Here is a 15,391-nt window from a genome sequence, read left to right as displayed (position 1 = left end):
GGAGGCTTGCTGATGTATGAACGAATTCCCAAGGAACTCAAGTCCCTAAAGCGGTGGGGACTTTATAAACTCAAGTGGCAACCGGACCGCAACAAGTATGCCAAGTACCCCAAGGACCCGTATACTGGCGGCGACGGTAAGTCCAACGACCCGTCCACATGGTCAGACTTTGATACAGCGCTACAAGCGATGGGCGACTACGGCATGGACGGCTTGGGATTCTATTTCCAGCCGCCGTATATCGGTATTGACGTGGACCACTTGGAACAAGACTTGGAACGTTGGAAGAGTGGGGATGTGGACGATAACGAAGTACAGCATTTCCTGACAATCACCAAGTCTTATGCTGAGACTAGCGTTTCTGGGACTGGCATCCACATCATCGTTAAGGGTAAAATCCCGGGTGATCGCCGTCGGTCAGGTAACGTTGAGATGTATACGAACGGGCGTTTCTTCGCGATGACGGGTAACCAGATTGGTCCTCACAACGAAGTTAGCGAGCCGGAGCCGAAACTTTTGAAGTTACTATATGACCGATATTTGAAGCCTAGCAATGTTGTCACCTTACCTAATCAGCAACTTCCACAGTTGAATGACTTGTCGGAAACGGAAGTGATTGCGCGAGCTGAATCTTCCCGTACTGGACAGCGATTCAAATTATTTATGGAAGGTGGTTGGGAGCAATTCTATGCCTCTCAGTCGGAAGCTGACCTCGCGTTCGCTAACGACTTGGCATTCTGGACTGGTCGGGACTTCACAAAGATGGATTCGATTTACCGGCAATCCAATTTGATGCGACCTAAGTGGGACGAGAAACACGGTAAGACCACTTATGGGGTAGCAACACTAAACAAAGCGATTAATGAGACGCGAGACGTTTTCAATCGCCGCCGCAAGGAGCCATTGAAGTACAACTTTGAGTTTGCTAACCAGACAGAAAAGAAGAAAGATTCACCGCCCCGAAGCTGGGACGATACCGGGAATGCCGACCGGTTTATGGATCGGTATGGCGAGCTGGTAAAGTATTCATTCACCGATAAAACTTGGATGGTCTACAATGGCAGTTTCTGGTCTGTGGATGAAACTGGTCAGATTCACAGCTTAGTGGACCGAGTTGTTGATGATATGAAAAATGAGAAGCTTGTGGTACCGCCGAATAGCGACCTTTCAACTGATAAAGCCGAGAAAAAGTTTCATGACCACATCAAGAAAGCCCGTTCCAACGCAGGTAAGAAAGCCATGATGGATGAGCTGAAACACCGGGTTCCAGTTCTCCATGGCGAGTTTGATAGTGATAAGACGTTGCTTAACGTAGCCAATGGGTTTGTGGATTTAACCAGCGGTATCCTTCGTGAGCATGATATCAAGAAGCTTTTCTCCCGGCAGGCCGCGGTGGAGTACACCGACACGATTGATGCACCGGAATGGACCCAGTTTTTGAAACAAATTTTCAATGATGATAAAGAACTGATTGACTACGTGCAGAAGGCAGTGGGGTACTCACTCACTGGCTCCACGAAAGAGCAAGTCATGTTTATCCTCTATGGTAACGGGAGAAACGGTAAGTCAATCTTCATTGATACGATTGCCGACACCCTAGGAAACTACGCTCGGTCGATGCAGGCCGACTCAATCATGGTGAAGAATAACAGTTCCGCTGCCAACTCGGATATTGCTCGGTTAGAGGGCGCCCGACTGGTAACTTCCAGTGAACCCAACGACGGTCTCCGACTAGATGAAGGACTGGTGAAGCAACTTACCGGTGGTGACACAGTGACAGCCCGATACCTTTACGGTAAGGAATTTGAGTTTAAGCTATGGCTGGCTACCAACCACAAACCAATTATCCGGGGCACCGATGACGGTATCTGGCGGCGACTCATGCTAGTCCCGTTTGCGGTCAAGATTCCAGACAACCGGGTAGATAAGGATCTGAAGTACAAGTTGCAACGCGAAGAGGTCGGCATACTGAATTGGGCTGTAGAGGGAGCCCTGAAGTGGCAGAGAGAGGGACTGAAGCCGCCGGCAAGTGTAGTCGAAGCTAGTCAGGCCTACCGGAATGAAATGGACGTGACGGCCGAGTTCTTAGAAGAATGCTGCACGATTGGTAAGCATGAGATGGCTCGGGCGGCCGAGCTATACCGACGTTATAAAGATTGGGCAACCAACAATTCTCAGTATCTGATGAATTCAACGAAATTTGGTAAGGAAATGGGGAATAAATTTGAAAAGAAGCATGACCGGCAAGGTACGTACTACGTCGGTGTTAAAGTACAAGAATTTACGGCCCCATTTGACTTGGTGACAAACTACAAGAAGTAGGTGTGACGGGTGTGATGGGTTGTGACGGGTACCCAGATAACCCGTCACGCTTAGAGCCTCAAGCGATGTGACTAGTGTGACTAGTTTTTCTTATAAAACATGATATGAAAAAAATAAATGTATATAAGAGAAAAGGGTCTGAAAGTGCCGTCACACTAGTCACACCCGTCACATGCGTTGGGAGAGTAAGAACTGAGCGTGTGATGGGTAAGAAAGTGGGTCGTCACACCCGTCACAGATTGGAGGTAATCAGGATCGAAAGTGAGCACAAAATTCAGACAGACATCATGCTGGCCCTATCGAAGAAAGGTTTCACCGTATTCCGTAGCAACGCCGGCCGTGTCCGAACAGAGTCTGGACAAACAATTATGTTATTTCCGCGAGGGTTCCCCGACCTCTGCGGGTTCCGGCATTCGGATGGTAGATTTTTCTGTCTGGAAATTAAGAACGCTAAGGGGCGTTTGCGACCAGACCAGAAATTATTTGCACAATTCATTAAATCTTTTCCGGTTTTGTATGGAGTAGCTAGGAGCGTGGATGATGCTTTGGAGGTGGTTAATCGTGAATGAGCTTGTAAAGGCGGTTCGCAAAGTTGAAAACCTTTATGGCAGTGTCGCCACAGCGCCTGACGAAGTGGTTGAGGAGCTTCAAATAGTTGCGAAGCCGTTTTATAGAGGTGGTCATCATCAGCGAAAAACCAATTCCCGACAGCGCAAAGTAATTCTTTTGGCCGCTTTACGTGAGATGGGGACCATGGAACTAACGGCAGATGAAATTCTGGAACGAGTCAACTCAATTTCGGAACTAACCAGCGATGGTGAGTACCCCATGCCGATTAACAATTTGTACATGCTGCTTAAAAAATATGGTTTTAAGTATAAGCGGCGACGAAGGAAGTGAAACGTATGACTGATAAGGATATTCGACCACTGTATTACCAGCATGGGGGCCAAGACTTGTTTGACCATTTTGAGACCGGTGTACTCACCAATGTGCAGTTTGTCGGTTTTATGGTTGGCAACGTGATTAAGTACGTTGTCAGATATCAAGGCAAGAATGGTCTGGAAGATCTGTATAAAGCTCGGACTTATCTGGACCGGTTGATTCAGCATGAGGAGGATAAAAGTGGACGACAAGGCGACTGAAAAACAGAAAAAGTTTGTTCGAAAAATTGCCGCAGAACTTTATATTGATGAGCCAACCAACTTGTCAAAGACAGGGGCAACTAACTGGATTAGTGACCACGTCAAGGAATATAGGCGATCTTGCTATATTTGGTACTGCCAGTTTATGGACGCAATGTCCGACAACCAATAGGAGGTATACCATGCACAAATATTTAATTGTCAACGAATTTCGTCGTCCTGAATTATACCCGTACACTCGGACGGTAACGGTTGAAGCCGCGACTGTGGAGGGAGCACTTTCTAGGCTGTCGTATTATGAATTTGTCAGTAACTCGCGGCTAGCAAAGGCGGTTCGAGCGGGAGTTGCAACGGAAGAAACTAGAGCGGTTTATGAGCTGAAGTCGACTAAGAATTTATTGGAGGAACTCAAATGAAAAACATCGAAATTGGAGATGTAGTTTACTGGCATGATCGTAATGGCGCAACCGTAAACGGGGAAGTTTTTCAAGTTGGCAAGGGAGCCGTTATGGTGACGTTTAACAACGGCTTTGGAACCGTGGTTTCTAACGATAGCATCGTTAAAGTGAAAAAGGGCAAGCGGGGAGTCATTTAAGGAGGAAGACAAATGACACAATATGAACAAGTAGCACTGACGGAACCTAAAGTAATTGAAGGCACGTTAGGTATTTCTGACAATCGCGATGGAACTTATACCATTACAGTAACGAAACAGTTTGCACGGAAGAACGACCAAATTGTTTCTGTAAAGTTTACCAAGAATGGTTTGGCAGCATTGACTGGGTACCTGAGAATGCTTATGGGGGAATAACCATGGCTGATAAAACTTGTCCATACTGCCACGGAAAGGCAGACTTAAATGATCCAGCTAACAGCGATTTTCAAGTTTTTGTTGATACTAGTGATACCGGTTATCCGGTGATTCTCGTAGAATATTATGACGGGGATGGGGATAGTACGCGAGTTATCAACTATTGCCCCATGTGTGGACGAAGACTGGTAGGTGAAGAGCCATGACGACAGCTGAATTTACCGCTGCTATGAAGAAACTTGGTTATGAGGTAGTGCCGTCGGGCACCAGTCTGATTTTCGAGAAGTATGATAGCAGCCCAACTGCATATGGGAGCGTCGATACTCAGGCACTTAATTATTTTGAAGTACGAAACGTTCCTAGTCGAGTGGTACAAGTAATTATGGAGTATGCGAGCACACCGTTTATCAAACGGAACCACATTTAGGAGGGGCGATGTATGGCAAAGTCACTGACAGATAAGCTATTAATGATTGAGAGGTATCAGCAAATGGATAGTCTTATTCCAAAAATTGAAGAGTGGTCAGCCGCTCGAAAGTTAGACACGCAAGATTCAGCTAAGCAATTGTTAAAGCTGATTGAAGAGGTTGGCGAGCTGTCCGCTGCCTACAACAAGAAACAGGTAGTGCAAGAAATTGATAGCGTTGGCGATATTCTGGTGGTTCTGACTATCTACTGCCAACAACGTGGATTATCTATCCGAGACTGTTTAGAACTTGCCTACGAGCAAATTAGCGGCCGTAAGGGGAAGTTGGTCAATGGCGTTTTTGTGAAGGAGGTGGACTTGAATGAGTAAAATCCCTTGGGGAACCTACGGTGCTGGCAATGAAATGGCTGTTGCAAACCAAAATAATATTGAGTCATATGAGTTCAATCCTTTAACGGGAGGAGTGACGGTATATTTTGTAAGTGGCCGAACTTGGGAACTCGATGGTGATATGCAAGATATCTTGAAGTCGTTGCAATTAGAAGATGGGAAGGGGACTGATAGTGATGACTGATGATCAAAAGACGTTTCGAAATTACCTGCTAACCGTATTTGAGGACCAGTGCCGGGATATTATCCGCTCCCTGGTGTGGATTAGCAATCACGTTTACAAGTTACCTCACAATGTGCACGTAGCCTATCATCGGCTGTCTAGTTCCGAACGCAATGCAGTTATCCGGGAGGTGCTGCTGAATGGCAATTGAACTGTCTGACTCGAGCATCCGTAAAATTGTTGATGGGCTGATTACACGCGGTAAGAAATTCTCTAAAAGCGAGTCAGAATTGGAGCTACGAAACACCAAATCATTGCTGTCTCACTACCAGTTATTGGAGAGCCACCTCAACGTGGATATGCCGGAGGTTCATGACGACGTGCCACTGTCTCAGTATGAACGGAGTCTGTACTCCTTACTGGGGTACCGCGTGCGGTCGAAAGAGATGATGGAGTTCGTCAATAACATTCTCAGTCGGTATGAAGAAATTTGTAAGGCTGGGACGTTTGAAGAGCAGCGTCGGTATGATGTGATCAAGAAGCTGTACTTGATTGATGGCAAGTTGACGCGATTACAGCTGGCTGACTTCTACCAGGTTGACGAAAAGACTATTCGGAGAGATGAACGCAAAGCAATTGATGAGTTGTCGATCATGATGTTCGGCATCGACGCTCTAAACGATATGTCCAAAACGCGCCGAATGGATGTCCACAAAACGCCGAACTAAAGAGTTACTATGATATTGTGATATAAATTTAAAGAATGCGTATTGCGGTGGTGCAATAGGTAGACACAGCTGAATTGAGGTACCAAGCCTCCTTCAATTCAGCCTTGCCGTTGTGAGGTGCAAATCCTACCACTGGCATTTTCCATTATTACATCTCCTTCAGACTGACCCTAGCAGTAATGCTGGGGTTTTGTTATGCTGTAATTCAATGTACTAAATTTGAAGGAGAAAGTAATTATGCTTAATTCATTGGCTCTTAGTTTTTTAGGACTAGAGGTAGGATCATGGTCTAGTTGGGTCACAGGCTTAATAACGGCAAGTGGGTTATTATATTCGATACACGCATCACATAAGAGTAAAAAGATACGAATATCAACTAAGATAGCTAACCATGCCCATATGGAAGCAGATGGACAAGTGCGTATTCTGATAGATGTCAGAAATAAATCATCAGAAAAGGCTGTCAGCATTGATACCATTTATCTTTTTGCTGGTGTTTCATGGCTGGGTTGGGATACAGGTTCAACCATCATTGGTGCTAGTGCACCATATCTGTATGAAAATGAAAATAATCATGCTGTTCTAATTCCAGGCGAGACTGGACAATATAGTATTTCCCCCAGTGCTGGAATCTTAAAAGACCTTTGCACTGAATATTCAGTTAAACCGGAAAATTTGATTTTTATGATTAAAGTTAAAGATCGTTCAGGAAGCATAGGAAAGAAATACATTAAAGATGTTTTTCTAAAAACTTGGTATCATGACGGTGAAAATATTAAATGGACGATGATTAAATAGTAGTGTCTTAATTGCAAAATCACGCTAATGATTAAGGAGGGATTACATGATAACAAAGAAGCAGAAACGCGCTATTGAACTAATGTTTGAGGGTAATCTCTCCCAAACACAAATTAGCACAGAACTAAAAATTCATCCGACTACGCTTTCTCGTTGGAAACGTGATGAAGAGTTTGTGGAAGCAATGCGAGCTTTCACTGATGGAGTGATTGCCCGATCGACGCCTAGAGCGATGAGCACAATGGTTCATCTACTGTCAGCTAAAAGTGAGCTGGTCCGGTATAACGCCGCAAAGGATTTACTGGATCGCGCTGGATTTATGCCAACGGTTAAACAAGATGTAACTGCAACAGTCGGTCCCGTGCAAATCACCGATGACATCCCCGCTGGGAGTGATGAAGATGGCTAAAATAAGTCTCGCTCACTCAATGGCACCGAGCTTCTATCAGTTGCACCAAGACATCAAGCATCGATTACATTCGAATTATTGGCTTTCTGGAGGACGGGGTAGTACCAAGTCCTCTTTTATTTCGCTTGAAATTGTGTTGGGAGTTATGAAGGACACGGACGCTAACGCCGTTGTGATGAGACGGTACGCTTCCAATCTCCGTGAGTCCGTTTACGACCAATACCTATGGGCGATTGACACTCTCGGCGTCTCTCATCTGTGGGCGGATTCGGTGAGCCCCATGCAGCTAACCTACATTCCAACTGGCCAGCAAATCCGATTCAAAGGTGCCGACAAGCCCGAGAAGATTAAGTCACAAAAGTTCCGGCATGGCTACACTAAGTATAAGCACTTTGAAGAAGTGGCAGATTTCAAAGGCTGGAAGGAAATTCGGAATATCAACCAGTCACTCAACCGGGGCGGCTCGGATATCCTGACTTTCTATTCTTACAACCCACCGGCCAGTGTCAACAATTGGGTTAACCAAGCTCGCGAGGAGCAAGGACGCCGCGAAGACACGCTGGTGCACACCTCGGACTACCTCAGCGTTCCTAAAGCCTGGTTGGGTAAAGAATTCCTAGCCGATGCAGAGCAGCTTAAGAAGGATAATCCCAAGGCATACGCTCACGAATATCTGGGTGAGGTCACTGGGACGGGTGCCGAGGTCTTCAACAATCTTACTATCAGAGAAATCACAGACGAAGAGATTTCTCACTTCGATAAAATCTACCATGGCATGGACTTCGGGTTCGCCCACGATCCGCTAGCCTATGGGGATGCATACTGGGACGCGGCAAGACGCCGGGTCTTTTTGTTTAACGAGATTTATCAGGTTGGCATGACCAATCGTGAGGCTGTGGAAGCCATTAAGCGGCTTAACCCTGAGAACGGATTGATTACTGCTGACTCCGCTGAACCACGGACTATTGCTGAGTTCCGAGACTATGGACTGAACGTGGTTGGTGCTAGGAAAGGTCCTGGTAGCCGGGAGCACGGATTCAAGTGGCTACAGGACTTGCGTGAGATTGTGATCGACCCAGTGCGGTGTCCGAATACAGCCCGTGAGTTTACTAGCTACGAGTTAGCGCGGGACCCTAACGGCAACTTTAAGGCGGGGTACCCGGATGGCAATGACCACTCAATTGACAAGACCAGATACGAGCTTGAATCGCTTATGAGGAAGGGAGGTTTCAGACCATGGAAGTAAAGACGATGAAACAATTGCTTAAAAACACGGATGGGCGGCGGATTCATTTTGCCAACCAGTTCGACAAGTCGTTGAAGTACTACTTCAACAAAAATGACATTACCAATCGCAACAATGGCGAGTCTAAGCTGAACGAATCTGGCAAGAACGAGCCATTGCGTCGAGCCGACAACCGCGTGTCGAGTAACTTCCATCAATTGCTGGTTGACCAGGAAGCTGGCTACGTGGCCACGGTGCCGCCAACTATTGATGTGGAAGATGACACGCTTAACGATAAGATTAAGGACGCACTGGGGGATAACTTCAACCTCAGACTCAATCAAATGGTGGTGGATGCCTCAAATGCTGGGGTCGCCTGGCTACACTACTGGATTGATGACAGCGGCCAGTTCCGGTATGGCATCGTGCCCCCAGACCAAGTGGTACCTATCTATTCTAGCGATTTGGACCGCAAGCTATTGGCTCTGAGACGAAGCTACAAGCAACTTGACCCTGATACCGGTAAGTACTTCAAAGTGCACGAATACTGGACAGACAAGGACGTGACCGTCTTCAAGTCGACGATGCCGGACTACGGCGACCTATCCCTCTATTCTGACCGCTTTACTCTCTACGATGTGACTAGCGGGGATGAGACGGGCACTGGTGCGGTGCTGGAACATCAGTTGCGCCGGATTCCCTTCATTGCGTTTCCGAAGAACAAGTACCGCCGCCCAGAATTACTGAAATACAAAGGTTTGATTGATGTCTACGATAACGTCTACAACGGATTTGTGAACGACGTTGACGATATCCAGCAAGTCGTTCTGATTCTCACCAACTATGGTGGGGAAGACTTGTCGAGCTTCATGAAGGCGCTCAAAGAAGACCACGCTATCAAGATGGACAGCGTTGGCCCCGGTGATAAGTCAGGCGTTGACAAGCTGACCATCGACATTCCTGTGGAAGCTCGCAATACACTGCTGGAAGTCACCAAGTCAGACCTGTTTGTCGAAGCTCAGGGTATTAATCCGACTGACTTTAAGGAGATTGGGAATGCCTCAGGAACGGCTATTCGTGCGCTGTATGGTCACTTAGAACTGAAGGCGTCTATCACTGAATCTTACTTCCGGGACGCTCTCACCGAACTTGTCCGAGCCATTCTGACATGGCTTAAAGTATCTGACGCTGATAGTCGAAAGATTAATCAGACTTGGACCCGAACGGCTATTCAAAACGACTTGGAACAAGCGCAGATTGTGGCCCAGCTTGCTCAGTACACTAGTGATGAAGCAATCGCCAAGGGCAACCCAATTGTGGATGACCCACAGCAGGAGCTGCAAGACCGGCAAGATGACATCGTTAAGCGTGACGGCTATGCTAATCCTGATGCCCTTGATGACTTAGGTGGTGAGGACGATGACGAAAGCTAGTACCGAGAGATATTGGGAACGACGTCACCTTCAGGTCAAAGCCAAGGAAATTAAGAGCGCTGAAGCCTACGAGAAGGCTCTGCAACCCGAGCTTAATGGCTTATACCGTGAGTTACATGCTGAAATGGAGAAATGGTACGTCAAGTACGCCAACAACCGTGCGATGACTAAGGAAGAGGCCGTCGAAGATCTCGCGGGGGTCAACTCTGAGAACTGGGGGATGACGCTTGAACGATTTGAACGTAATGCTAAGAAGGGGCGACGTACCGAGCGCTTAGATGAAGAGTACTACCGCAGTCGAGTTGCTCGACTACAAGACTTAGAGGAGCAGCTAAGACAGGTTTCGCAGCCATATGCTAGTCGAGAGACTGGTAATATGCGAGATGGATTGGCTAAGCAGTTTGAAGATACTTACATGCGGACCAACTACACTGTTCAGGCGTCTAAGGGGAACTTCACAGCCAACTTCGCGCACTTCAACGAGGCCCAGCTACGAATGGTCGTTTCAAATCCCTGGGGTAAAGATGGCAAGGACTTTTCCAAACGTATTTGGAAGAACTACCAGCAAGACCTACCGAAGATGTTGAGAGAGTCGGTACTCACAAGTACACTGATGGGTTATAGCCCGCAGAAGGCTAGTCAATTGTTTCATGCTAAGTTTCAGGACTTCAAAAAATCCAATTTACACAGGCTGGTTACTTCTGAGATGGGGCACATCGCCGAAGAGGCCGCCGCTAAGGGATACGAAGAAAATGAGATTGAGCAGTACGAATACATGGCTACTCTGGAGTCCCATACTTGTGACACTTGCGGGAGACTTGATGGCCAGAAGTTCAAACTGTCGGAACGCAAGGATGGTATCAACTATCCGCTTATCCACCCGTACTGCCGCTGTACTACAGTTCCATATATGGATGACTTGCCAGAGATTACCGAGCGCTGGTCTCGGGATCCTACAACCGGTAAAGGTAAGATGGTCAAGGACGTTAAGTTTAATGAATGGAAGGATCAGTATGCTGGTAATAAGCTTCTGGGGGCTTTTGTTTCACAGTCTCTAAAAAATAATCTTGATTCAAATAGCATCGGTGCAATTAATAGTAAGCTGGGGCAAAGTTTGGTTCCCATTCAAACGATGTGGAAAAAGTACGCGCCAGACTTTATTATTGAAAAGATGGTAAAAGAGGGCTCGTCTTATTTCATGCCATCTACCGGTAAGGTGACATTTAATACTAATCATATTCATCCGACGAGTAGTGAATGGTTTAGAAATGATAATGACGTTATTTTTCATGAGTTCGGACATGCAATTGATAGCTTTTCTGGTAAAATAAGCTTAAAAGAAGAATTTAATTTTAAGAAGGCTCTCAACGATGACTTCCGCTCATTGATTGAGCAAAAAATAACTCAAAAAATAAGTGAAATTAAGTCTGTCGGGTTGACCTCAACTAGAAAACTGGTGTGGGATCCTAGTACTTCTCAGGGGAAGTACAATGGTGAAAAAATACTTTTTGATACGAAGAGTGGAGAACTGAATAAGTCTAGTGTTCGGAAAATTGTGTATAAGGAATTACGAGAAAGCAGTTCTTTGTATGATGATTCCGGGCACCCAGAGAAGGCTCGGGCTTTCGGGGATGTTTCCGATATGATTGATGCTGCTTCTGTTGTTGATAATCCAGATGAGGAAATATGGATTACTATGGGCCATGGTAAAGAATATTACAAGAGACCAGGGGCTCAAGAGGCGGAAGCGCTTGCGGAAATTACAAGTGCGATTATTAATAATCCAGAATCACTAGATGAGATTAGAAAGATTTTTCCAACTGCTTATGCGTCCTACTTGAAAATTGTCGATAAAATAAACGAGGTGTAAAATGATGAACTTGTTTGGATGGCAGAATAAATATTATGAACATTTTCATGACTACTTCCCTAGCTATCTGTTTTCTGGAGATGAGGCTATCAAGGTCATTAAAAACTGTTTGAAGAAAGATGAACCGTACCAAGTAAAGCCTGATACGAGCAAGGTTTACTAGCACCCAACAAAAACGTTGAGTGCTATTTTTATATCCTAATTGTCCCCAGCACGACGTAAAACTGCTTTTTGTTTTGCCTCAATTCGTGGCCGCTCCACGTAAATCTAGCGAGAGAGGATGTTTGAAATGAAACGAGAATTTTTAAAGGGTTTGAAATTGGAGGACGATCAGATCGATGCCATTATGGCCGAGCACGGCAAGGATGTGGAAGCTTCGAAGTCCCAGTTGGCCGAATTGACCACTGAAACGGAGAGCCTTAAGACTCAGATTGCCGACCGTGACAAGGATATCAAGTCACTCAAGAAGGACGCCGGCGATAACGAGGGCTTATCTAAACAGCTGACTGAACTTCAGGACAAGTACAAGACCGACACGGAGACTTTAACCAACCAATTGAGCCAAACCAAGCTGAATAGTGCGTTGACTACGGCACTGACGGGTGCCAAGGCCCGCAACCCTAAAGCTGTGGAAGGATTGCTCGATATGGATAAGGTCAAACTCACCGATGACGGTAAGCTTGAGGGTTTAGATGACCAGCTCACTGCGCTTCGGAAGACTGATGGCTACTTATTCGATGGTGGCAAGCAGACTCACTACGATCCGGCTGGCGGTCAAGGCTCTGATGATTCTGACCAGGTTCAAACCCTAGTCGACGCTTTTAAATAAAGAAAGAAGGAATAATTTATGGCAACAATTAATTACGCTGAGGCTTACCAACAAGCCATTCAGCAAGCATTCTACGATGGACACTTGTTCTCTGCTGACTTATGGAACTCTCCATCGAACGGTGTTATCAAATTTGACGGGGCCAAGCACATCAAAGTTCCACGCCTGACGATTGATGAAGGTCGGCGAGACCGGGCGCGGCGGACTATCACGCAACCCAACGCCAACTACTCCAACGATTGGGATTCATATGAATTGAAAAACGAACGTTACTGGAGCACGTTGGTTGACCCATCTGATATTGATGAATCTAACATGGTTATCAGTATTGCCAACATTACCAAGCAGTTCAACCTTGATGAAAAGATGCCAGAAATGGACCGTCAAATGTTTAGTAAGCTCTATCAAGAAAAGGTAGCAGCTGATGATGGTGGCTTGCACACCGACACGCTGGATGAAAAGAACATCCTGACTGCTTTCGATAACATGATGGTGAATTTCGATGAAGCACGGATTCCGCAACAGAACCGGGTACTTTACCTGACGCCTAAGAATAATGCTATTCTGAAGCGCGCCGAAGCCATGAACCGTGAGCTTAACTTGAAGGACCCTAACAACGTCCAACGCACGGTCTACAGCATCGATGATGTGACGATTGTGGTTGTTCCGTCTGACCTCATGCAAACTGCATTCGATTTTACCGTCGGCTCTAAGGCTGTGGATGACGCCAAGCAAATCGAAATGTTCCTGATTTACAATGGTGTTCAAATTGCACCACAAAAGTATAGCTTCGTTGGATTCGATGCGCCTAGTGCTGCTAACAGCGGTAACTACTTGTACTACGAACAATCCTACGATGATGTGCTGTTACTTCACACTAAGACTAAGGGGATCGAGTTCGTTACGTCCGATAAGGCGGCTTCCACAGACGACCCAAAAGTGTAGCCCCCGATAAGCCGACTAGTGCCAGTACGGTAGCCGAGATTACCGACTGGCTGGACGCCAATGGTATCAGTCATGACGGGGTAACCTTGAAAGCTGACCTATTGGCGCTGGTACCAGCTGACTAAAGGGGGAATCCACATGGATAAACATCCACGGAGAGACGAACTGCTGGAGCAACTGAAACTGCTCAATCCTGATGATGGGAGCAATCTCAGCTATCAGGTGATGTTAGAGTTTGCGTTCGATAAGGTGGTGCAGGACGTGTCTAACTACACGCACTTGGCTGTTTCAGGGCTGCCTGTTGAGCTTGACACAGTTCTGTTAAGCTTGTGTCAGCAGTTTCTAGCTACTCATCAATTACTCACCCCAATAGCTGATCGTGATGGGGACGTTAAGACACTCAGTGAGGGTGACACGTCGGTTACCTTTCGGTCAGCTAGTGAGGCTTATCTGGAGCTTCAATCAGTGAATACGCTGACTGATAACTATCTAGCCCAGTTGAATTCATTTCGGGTGGTGAAGCGATGAAAGCAGCATTTAATAAGATGGGGCGCCAACTCACCAAGCTGTGGTTTGATCGAGTCACTATCACTGGTGTGGAGACAGTAAAGGACGGTGCCTTTACTGACACCGTGCCGGTAGTGATTGTTGAAAATGAACCAGCTAAGGTGATTCTGAAAGGTCTCAAAGCCAGTGAGCAAACGTTCTTCGGGACTGACGCTTATGACGCTAAACTACTCATCCGTAATGGCCTCAAAATCCCTGCTGGTGCCACTGTAGATGTGACTGACGTAAATGGTCAGGTTACCCACTACAAGCGTGCCAGCAAAGGATATGCCGGGTACGTGAGCCATCAAGAAGTGGCCATGGTCAGAGATGAGAAAGCTAGTGAGGAGGTGGAGTAGATGGGATTCTACACGGTTGATGATGGTGAGTTTCAGGCTTGGACTAAAGAGGTTCAGGTCAAGGCAGCCAATCCCACCAAACTAAAGATGGAGCTTCAGCAATCACTTAAACGGGTTGGGGTGCAAGCACAACGACGTGTCAGCAATTCAACTCCTGTAGACACCGGTAATCTCCGGCGAGGGTGGACCATTCAGGGGCCATTCATTGGCGGAGCCGTCATCTCAATTCAGCTATCAAACAATGTTGAGTACGCACCGTTCATTGAGAATGGTCACCGTACTCGCGGTGGTGGCGGTTGGGTGCCGGGGCGCTTCATGCTCCGTGATTCAATCGAAGCTATCTCTGGTGAATTGCCGCTACTACTGACACCTGGCTTTATGAGCGCGATGGAGGGGTTGCTGTAAATGACTATCATTGAACGTATCGGGCAACTACTCACGACTATCGCACCGGCGTTGCCCGTTTATCGTGAGAATCAATCTGGTGGCTTTAAAGAGCCGTCTTTTTACGTGTCGACTATTGGTGGTCGCAGTGAGCCAGAACTCTTTGGGCGGCAGAAGCGGACTCATGGGTATCAGGTGGTTTACTTTCCGAATCTGAAGAAGCCGAATGCAGATATGGAGCGGATGGAGCAACTGCTATTAAATCAGTTCTTGACACTTCCAGATTTTGCCCACATTCGAGACCGCGACTTCAATCGAGTGGATGGTACGCTGACGCTGGATTTTAACGTTGTACTCTGGGCGGCCCCGGTGGATAACACACCGAAACAACAGAAAATGAAACAAATAGAAAGGGTGACGAATAGTGACCGTAGCGAAAACTAAACAACGGGTGGCCAAAGCTACCTATGATAAGGCCGGACTGGTGAACAGTACCGGCTTTTCTACTACCCAACGAGCAATTTTGAACGTCGTTTTGGACGATGGTAAAGAGTACTCGCTGGACGATGCAAAGAATCTAATCAAGAAATTTAAAGGGGGTATCTAG

At 46.6% G+C, this 15,391-nt stretch carries 23 protein-coding genes; all 23 read left to right on the top strand.

All coding sequences use genetic code 11. The annotated features are described in order from the left end of the window. Window positions 1-12 precede the first annotated feature (12 nt). The 23 genes from EKM83_RS03990 to EKM83_RS03880 all read left to right on the top strand — a co-directional run bounded on the left by EKM83_RS03990 (window position 13) and on the right by EKM83_RS03880 (window position 15,391). A complete protein-coding gene (locus EKM83_RS03990) occupies window positions 13-2,322 on the top strand; it encodes a phage/plasmid primase, P4 family (protein ID WP_191987399.1) in 2,310 nt (769 codons plus the stop codon). Window positions 2,323-2,426: 104 nt separating this feature from the next. Further along, window positions 2,427-2,891, top strand: coding sequence for a VRR-NUC domain-containing protein (locus EKM83_RS03985; RefSeq protein ID WP_318531774.1), 465 nt, complete (start codon window positions 2,427-2,429; stop codon window positions 2,889-2,891). Then, entirely contained in the window at window positions 2,884-3,222 is a 339-nt protein-coding gene (locus EKM83_RS03980; protein ID WP_125575338.1) for a hypothetical protein, read from the top strand. Before EKM83_RS03985 ends, EKM83_RS03980 begins: the two co-directional genes overlap by 8 nt. Before the next feature lie 5 nt (window positions 3,223-3,227). Continuing rightward, on the top strand, window positions 3,228-3,467 hold the full coding sequence (locus EKM83_RS03975) for a DUF3310 domain-containing protein (RefSeq protein WP_125575337.1): 240 nt from the start codon (window positions 3,228-3,230) through the stop codon (window positions 3,465-3,467). Further along, on the top strand, window positions 3,448-3,639 hold the full coding sequence (locus tag EKM83_RS03970; RefSeq protein WP_125575336.1) for a hypothetical protein: 192 nt from the start codon (window positions 3,448-3,450) through the stop codon (window positions 3,637-3,639). Before EKM83_RS03975 ends, EKM83_RS03970 begins: the two co-directional genes overlap by 20 nt. A gap of 240 nt (window positions 3,640-3,879) precedes the next feature. Continuing rightward, complete coding sequence (locus tag EKM83_RS03965) at window positions 3,880-4,062, top strand: hypothetical protein (RefSeq protein WP_125575335.1); 183 nt, start codon at window positions 3,880-3,882, stop codon at window positions 4,060-4,062. 12 nt (window positions 4,063-4,074) lie between these two features. After that, window positions 4,075-4,278, top strand: coding sequence for a hypothetical protein (locus EKM83_RS03960; protein ID WP_125575334.1), 204 nt, complete (start codon window positions 4,075-4,077; stop codon window positions 4,276-4,278). Window positions 4,279-4,280: 2 nt separating this feature from the next. Further along, a complete protein-coding gene (locus EKM83_RS03955; RefSeq protein ID WP_125575333.1) occupies window positions 4,281-4,484 on the top strand; it encodes a hypothetical protein in 204 nt (67 codons plus the stop codon). A gap of 233 nt (window positions 4,485-4,717) precedes the next feature. Then, window positions 4,718-5,074 carry a MazG-like family protein gene (locus EKM83_RS03950; RefSeq protein WP_225418615.1) on the top strand — a complete coding sequence of 119 codons (357 nt, stop codon included), beginning with the start codon at window positions 4,718-4,720 and terminating at the stop codon, window positions 5,072-5,074. Further along, window positions 5,067-5,279 carry a hypothetical protein gene (locus EKM83_RS03945; RefSeq protein ID WP_125575332.1) on the top strand — a complete coding sequence of 71 codons (213 nt, stop codon included), beginning with the start codon at window positions 5,067-5,069 and terminating at the stop codon, window positions 5,277-5,279. Before EKM83_RS03950 ends, EKM83_RS03945 begins: the two co-directional genes overlap by 8 nt. Before the next feature lie 179 nt (window positions 5,280-5,458). After that, a complete protein-coding gene (locus EKM83_RS03940; protein ID WP_125575331.1) occupies window positions 5,459-5,986 on the top strand; it encodes a hypothetical protein in 528 nt (175 codons plus the stop codon). Window positions 5,987-6,223: 237 nt separating this feature from the next. After that, on the top strand, window positions 6,224-6,784 hold the full coding sequence (locus EKM83_RS03935) for a hypothetical protein (protein ID WP_125575330.1): 561 nt from the start codon (window positions 6,224-6,226) through the stop codon (window positions 6,782-6,784). A 46-nt stretch (window positions 6,785-6,830) separates the two neighbouring features. Beyond that, window positions 6,831-7,193 (top strand): phBC6A51 family helix-turn-helix protein, encoded by a 363-nt coding sequence (locus EKM83_RS03930; RefSeq protein ID WP_125575329.1) that lies wholly within the window; start codon window positions 6,831-6,833, stop codon window positions 7,191-7,193. Next, window positions 7,186-8,439: a PBSX family phage terminase large subunit gene (locus EKM83_RS03925; protein ID WP_125575328.1), complete on the top strand. Its 1,254-nt coding sequence runs from the start codon at window positions 7,186-7,188 to the stop codon at window positions 8,437-8,439. The genes EKM83_RS03930 and EKM83_RS03925 overlap by 8 nt, the downstream gene beginning before the upstream one ends. Next, window positions 8,430-9,851 carry a phage portal protein gene (locus tag EKM83_RS03920; RefSeq protein ID WP_125575327.1) on the top strand — a complete coding sequence of 474 codons (1,422 nt, stop codon included), beginning with the start codon at window positions 8,430-8,432 and terminating at the stop codon, window positions 9,849-9,851. The genes EKM83_RS03925 and EKM83_RS03920 overlap by 10 nt, the downstream gene beginning before the upstream one ends. After that, a complete protein-coding gene (locus EKM83_RS03915; RefSeq protein ID WP_125575326.1) occupies window positions 9,838-11,721 on the top strand; it encodes a minor capsid protein in 1,884 nt (627 codons plus the stop codon). The genes EKM83_RS03920 and EKM83_RS03915 overlap by 14 nt, the downstream gene beginning before the upstream one ends. Before the next feature lie 289 nt (window positions 11,722-12,010). After that, a complete protein-coding gene (locus EKM83_RS03910) occupies window positions 12,011-12,550 on the top strand; it encodes a phage scaffolding protein (RefSeq protein WP_125575325.1) in 540 nt (179 codons plus the stop codon). An 18-nt stretch (window positions 12,551-12,568) separates the two neighbouring features. Continuing rightward, window positions 12,569-13,495 carry a capsid protein gene (locus EKM83_RS03905; RefSeq protein ID WP_164505585.1) on the top strand — a complete coding sequence of 309 codons (927 nt, stop codon included), beginning with the start codon at window positions 12,569-12,571 and terminating at the stop codon, window positions 13,493-13,495. 138 nt (window positions 13,496-13,633) lie between these two features. Beyond that, window positions 13,634-14,023 carry a head-tail connector protein gene (locus tag EKM83_RS03900; protein WP_125575324.1) on the top strand — a complete coding sequence of 130 codons (390 nt, stop codon included), beginning with the start codon at window positions 13,634-13,636 and terminating at the stop codon, window positions 14,021-14,023. Then, window positions 14,020-14,400, top strand: a complete 381-nt coding sequence (locus EKM83_RS03895; RefSeq protein ID WP_125575323.1) for a hypothetical protein — start codon at window positions 14,020-14,022, stop codon at window positions 14,398-14,400. Before EKM83_RS03900 ends, EKM83_RS03895 begins: the two co-directional genes overlap by 4 nt. Then, entirely contained in the window at window positions 14,401-14,805 is a 405-nt protein-coding gene (locus EKM83_RS03890; protein ID WP_125575322.1) for an HK97 gp10 family phage protein, read from the top strand. Continuing rightward, window positions 14,806-15,228: a phage tail terminator family protein gene (locus EKM83_RS03885; protein WP_125575321.1), complete on the top strand. Its 423-nt coding sequence runs from the start codon at window positions 14,806-14,808 to the stop codon at window positions 15,226-15,228. Next, window positions 15,209-15,391, top strand: coding sequence for a hypothetical protein (locus EKM83_RS03880; RefSeq protein ID WP_225418614.1), 183 nt, complete (start codon window positions 15,209-15,211; stop codon window positions 15,389-15,391). The genes EKM83_RS03885 and EKM83_RS03880 overlap by 20 nt, the downstream gene beginning before the upstream one ends.

The sequence above is a fragment of the Levilactobacillus angrenensis genome (assembly GCF_003946085.1).
Taxonomy (GTDB): domain Bacteria; phylum Bacillota; class Bacilli; order Lactobacillales; family Lactobacillaceae; genus Levilactobacillus; species Levilactobacillus angrenensis.
Note: the sequence above shows the minus strand (reverse complement) of the source record. Positions and strands in the feature narration are given on the sequence as shown.

Bases quoted from the DNA above. Each gene is read 5' to 3' on its own strand.
- EKM83_RS03965 (WP_125575335.1), top strand. From the start codon at position 3,880: ATGAAAAACATCGAAATTGGAGATGTAGTTTACTGGCATGATCGTAAT.
- EKM83_RS03930 (WP_125575329.1), top strand. From the start codon at position 6,831: ATGATAACAAAGAAGCAGAAACGCGCTATTGAACTAATGTTTGAGGGT.
- EKM83_RS03955 (WP_125575333.1), top strand. From the start codon at position 4,281: ATGGCTGATAAAACTTGTCCATACTGCCACGGAAAGGCAGACTTAAAT.
- EKM83_RS03935 (WP_125575330.1), top strand. From the start codon at position 6,224: ATGCTTAATTCATTGGCTCTTAGTTTTTTAGGACTAGAGGTAGGATCA.
- EKM83_RS03915 (WP_125575326.1), top strand. From the start codon at position 9,838: ATGACGAAAGCTAGTACCGAGAGATATTGGGAACGACGTCACCTTCAG.
- EKM83_RS03895 (WP_125575323.1), top strand. From the start codon at position 14,020: ATGAAAGCAGCATTTAATAAGATGGGGCGCCAACTCACCAAGCTGTGG.
- EKM83_RS03960 (WP_125575334.1), top strand. From the start codon at position 4,075: ATGACACAATATGAACAAGTAGCACTGACGGAACCTAAAGTAATTGAA.
- EKM83_RS03885 (WP_125575321.1), top strand. From the start codon at position 14,806: ATGACTATCATTGAACGTATCGGGCAACTACTCACGACTATCGCACCG.
- EKM83_RS03945 (WP_125575332.1), top strand. From the start codon at position 5,067: ATGAGTAAAATCCCTTGGGGAACCTACGGTGCTGGCAATGAAATGGCT.
- EKM83_RS03975 (WP_125575337.1), top strand. From the start codon at position 3,228: ATGACTGATAAGGATATTCGACCACTGTATTACCAGCATGGGGGCCAA.
- EKM83_RS03950 (WP_225418615.1), top strand. From the start codon at position 4,718: ATGGCAAAGTCACTGACAGATAAGCTATTAATGATTGAGAGGTATCAG.
- EKM83_RS03900 (WP_125575324.1), top strand. From the start codon at position 13,634: ATGGATAAACATCCACGGAGAGACGAACTGCTGGAGCAACTGAAACTG.
- EKM83_RS03890 (WP_125575322.1), top strand. From the start codon at position 14,401: ATGGGATTCTACACGGTTGATGATGGTGAGTTTCAGGCTTGGACTAAA.
- EKM83_RS03925 (WP_125575328.1), top strand. From the start codon at position 7,186: ATGGCTAAAATAAGTCTCGCTCACTCAATGGCACCGAGCTTCTATCAG.
- EKM83_RS03940 (WP_125575331.1), top strand. From the start codon at position 5,459: ATGGCAATTGAACTGTCTGACTCGAGCATCCGTAAAATTGTTGATGGG.
- EKM83_RS03920 (WP_125575327.1), top strand. From the start codon at position 8,430: ATGGAAGTAAAGACGATGAAACAATTGCTTAAAAACACGGATGGGCGG.
- EKM83_RS03985 (WP_318531774.1), top strand. From the start codon at position 2,427: ATGAAAAAAATAAATGTATATAAGAGAAAAGGGTCTGAAAGTGCCGTC.
- EKM83_RS03990 (WP_191987399.1), top strand. From the start codon at position 13: ATGTATGAACGAATTCCCAAGGAACTCAAGTCCCTAAAGCGGTGGGGA.
- EKM83_RS03910 (WP_125575325.1), top strand. From the start codon at position 12,011: ATGAAACGAGAATTTTTAAAGGGTTTGAAATTGGAGGACGATCAGATC.
- EKM83_RS03905 (WP_164505585.1), top strand. From the start codon at position 12,569: ATGGCAACAATTAATTACGCTGAGGCTTACCAACAAGCCATTCAGCAA.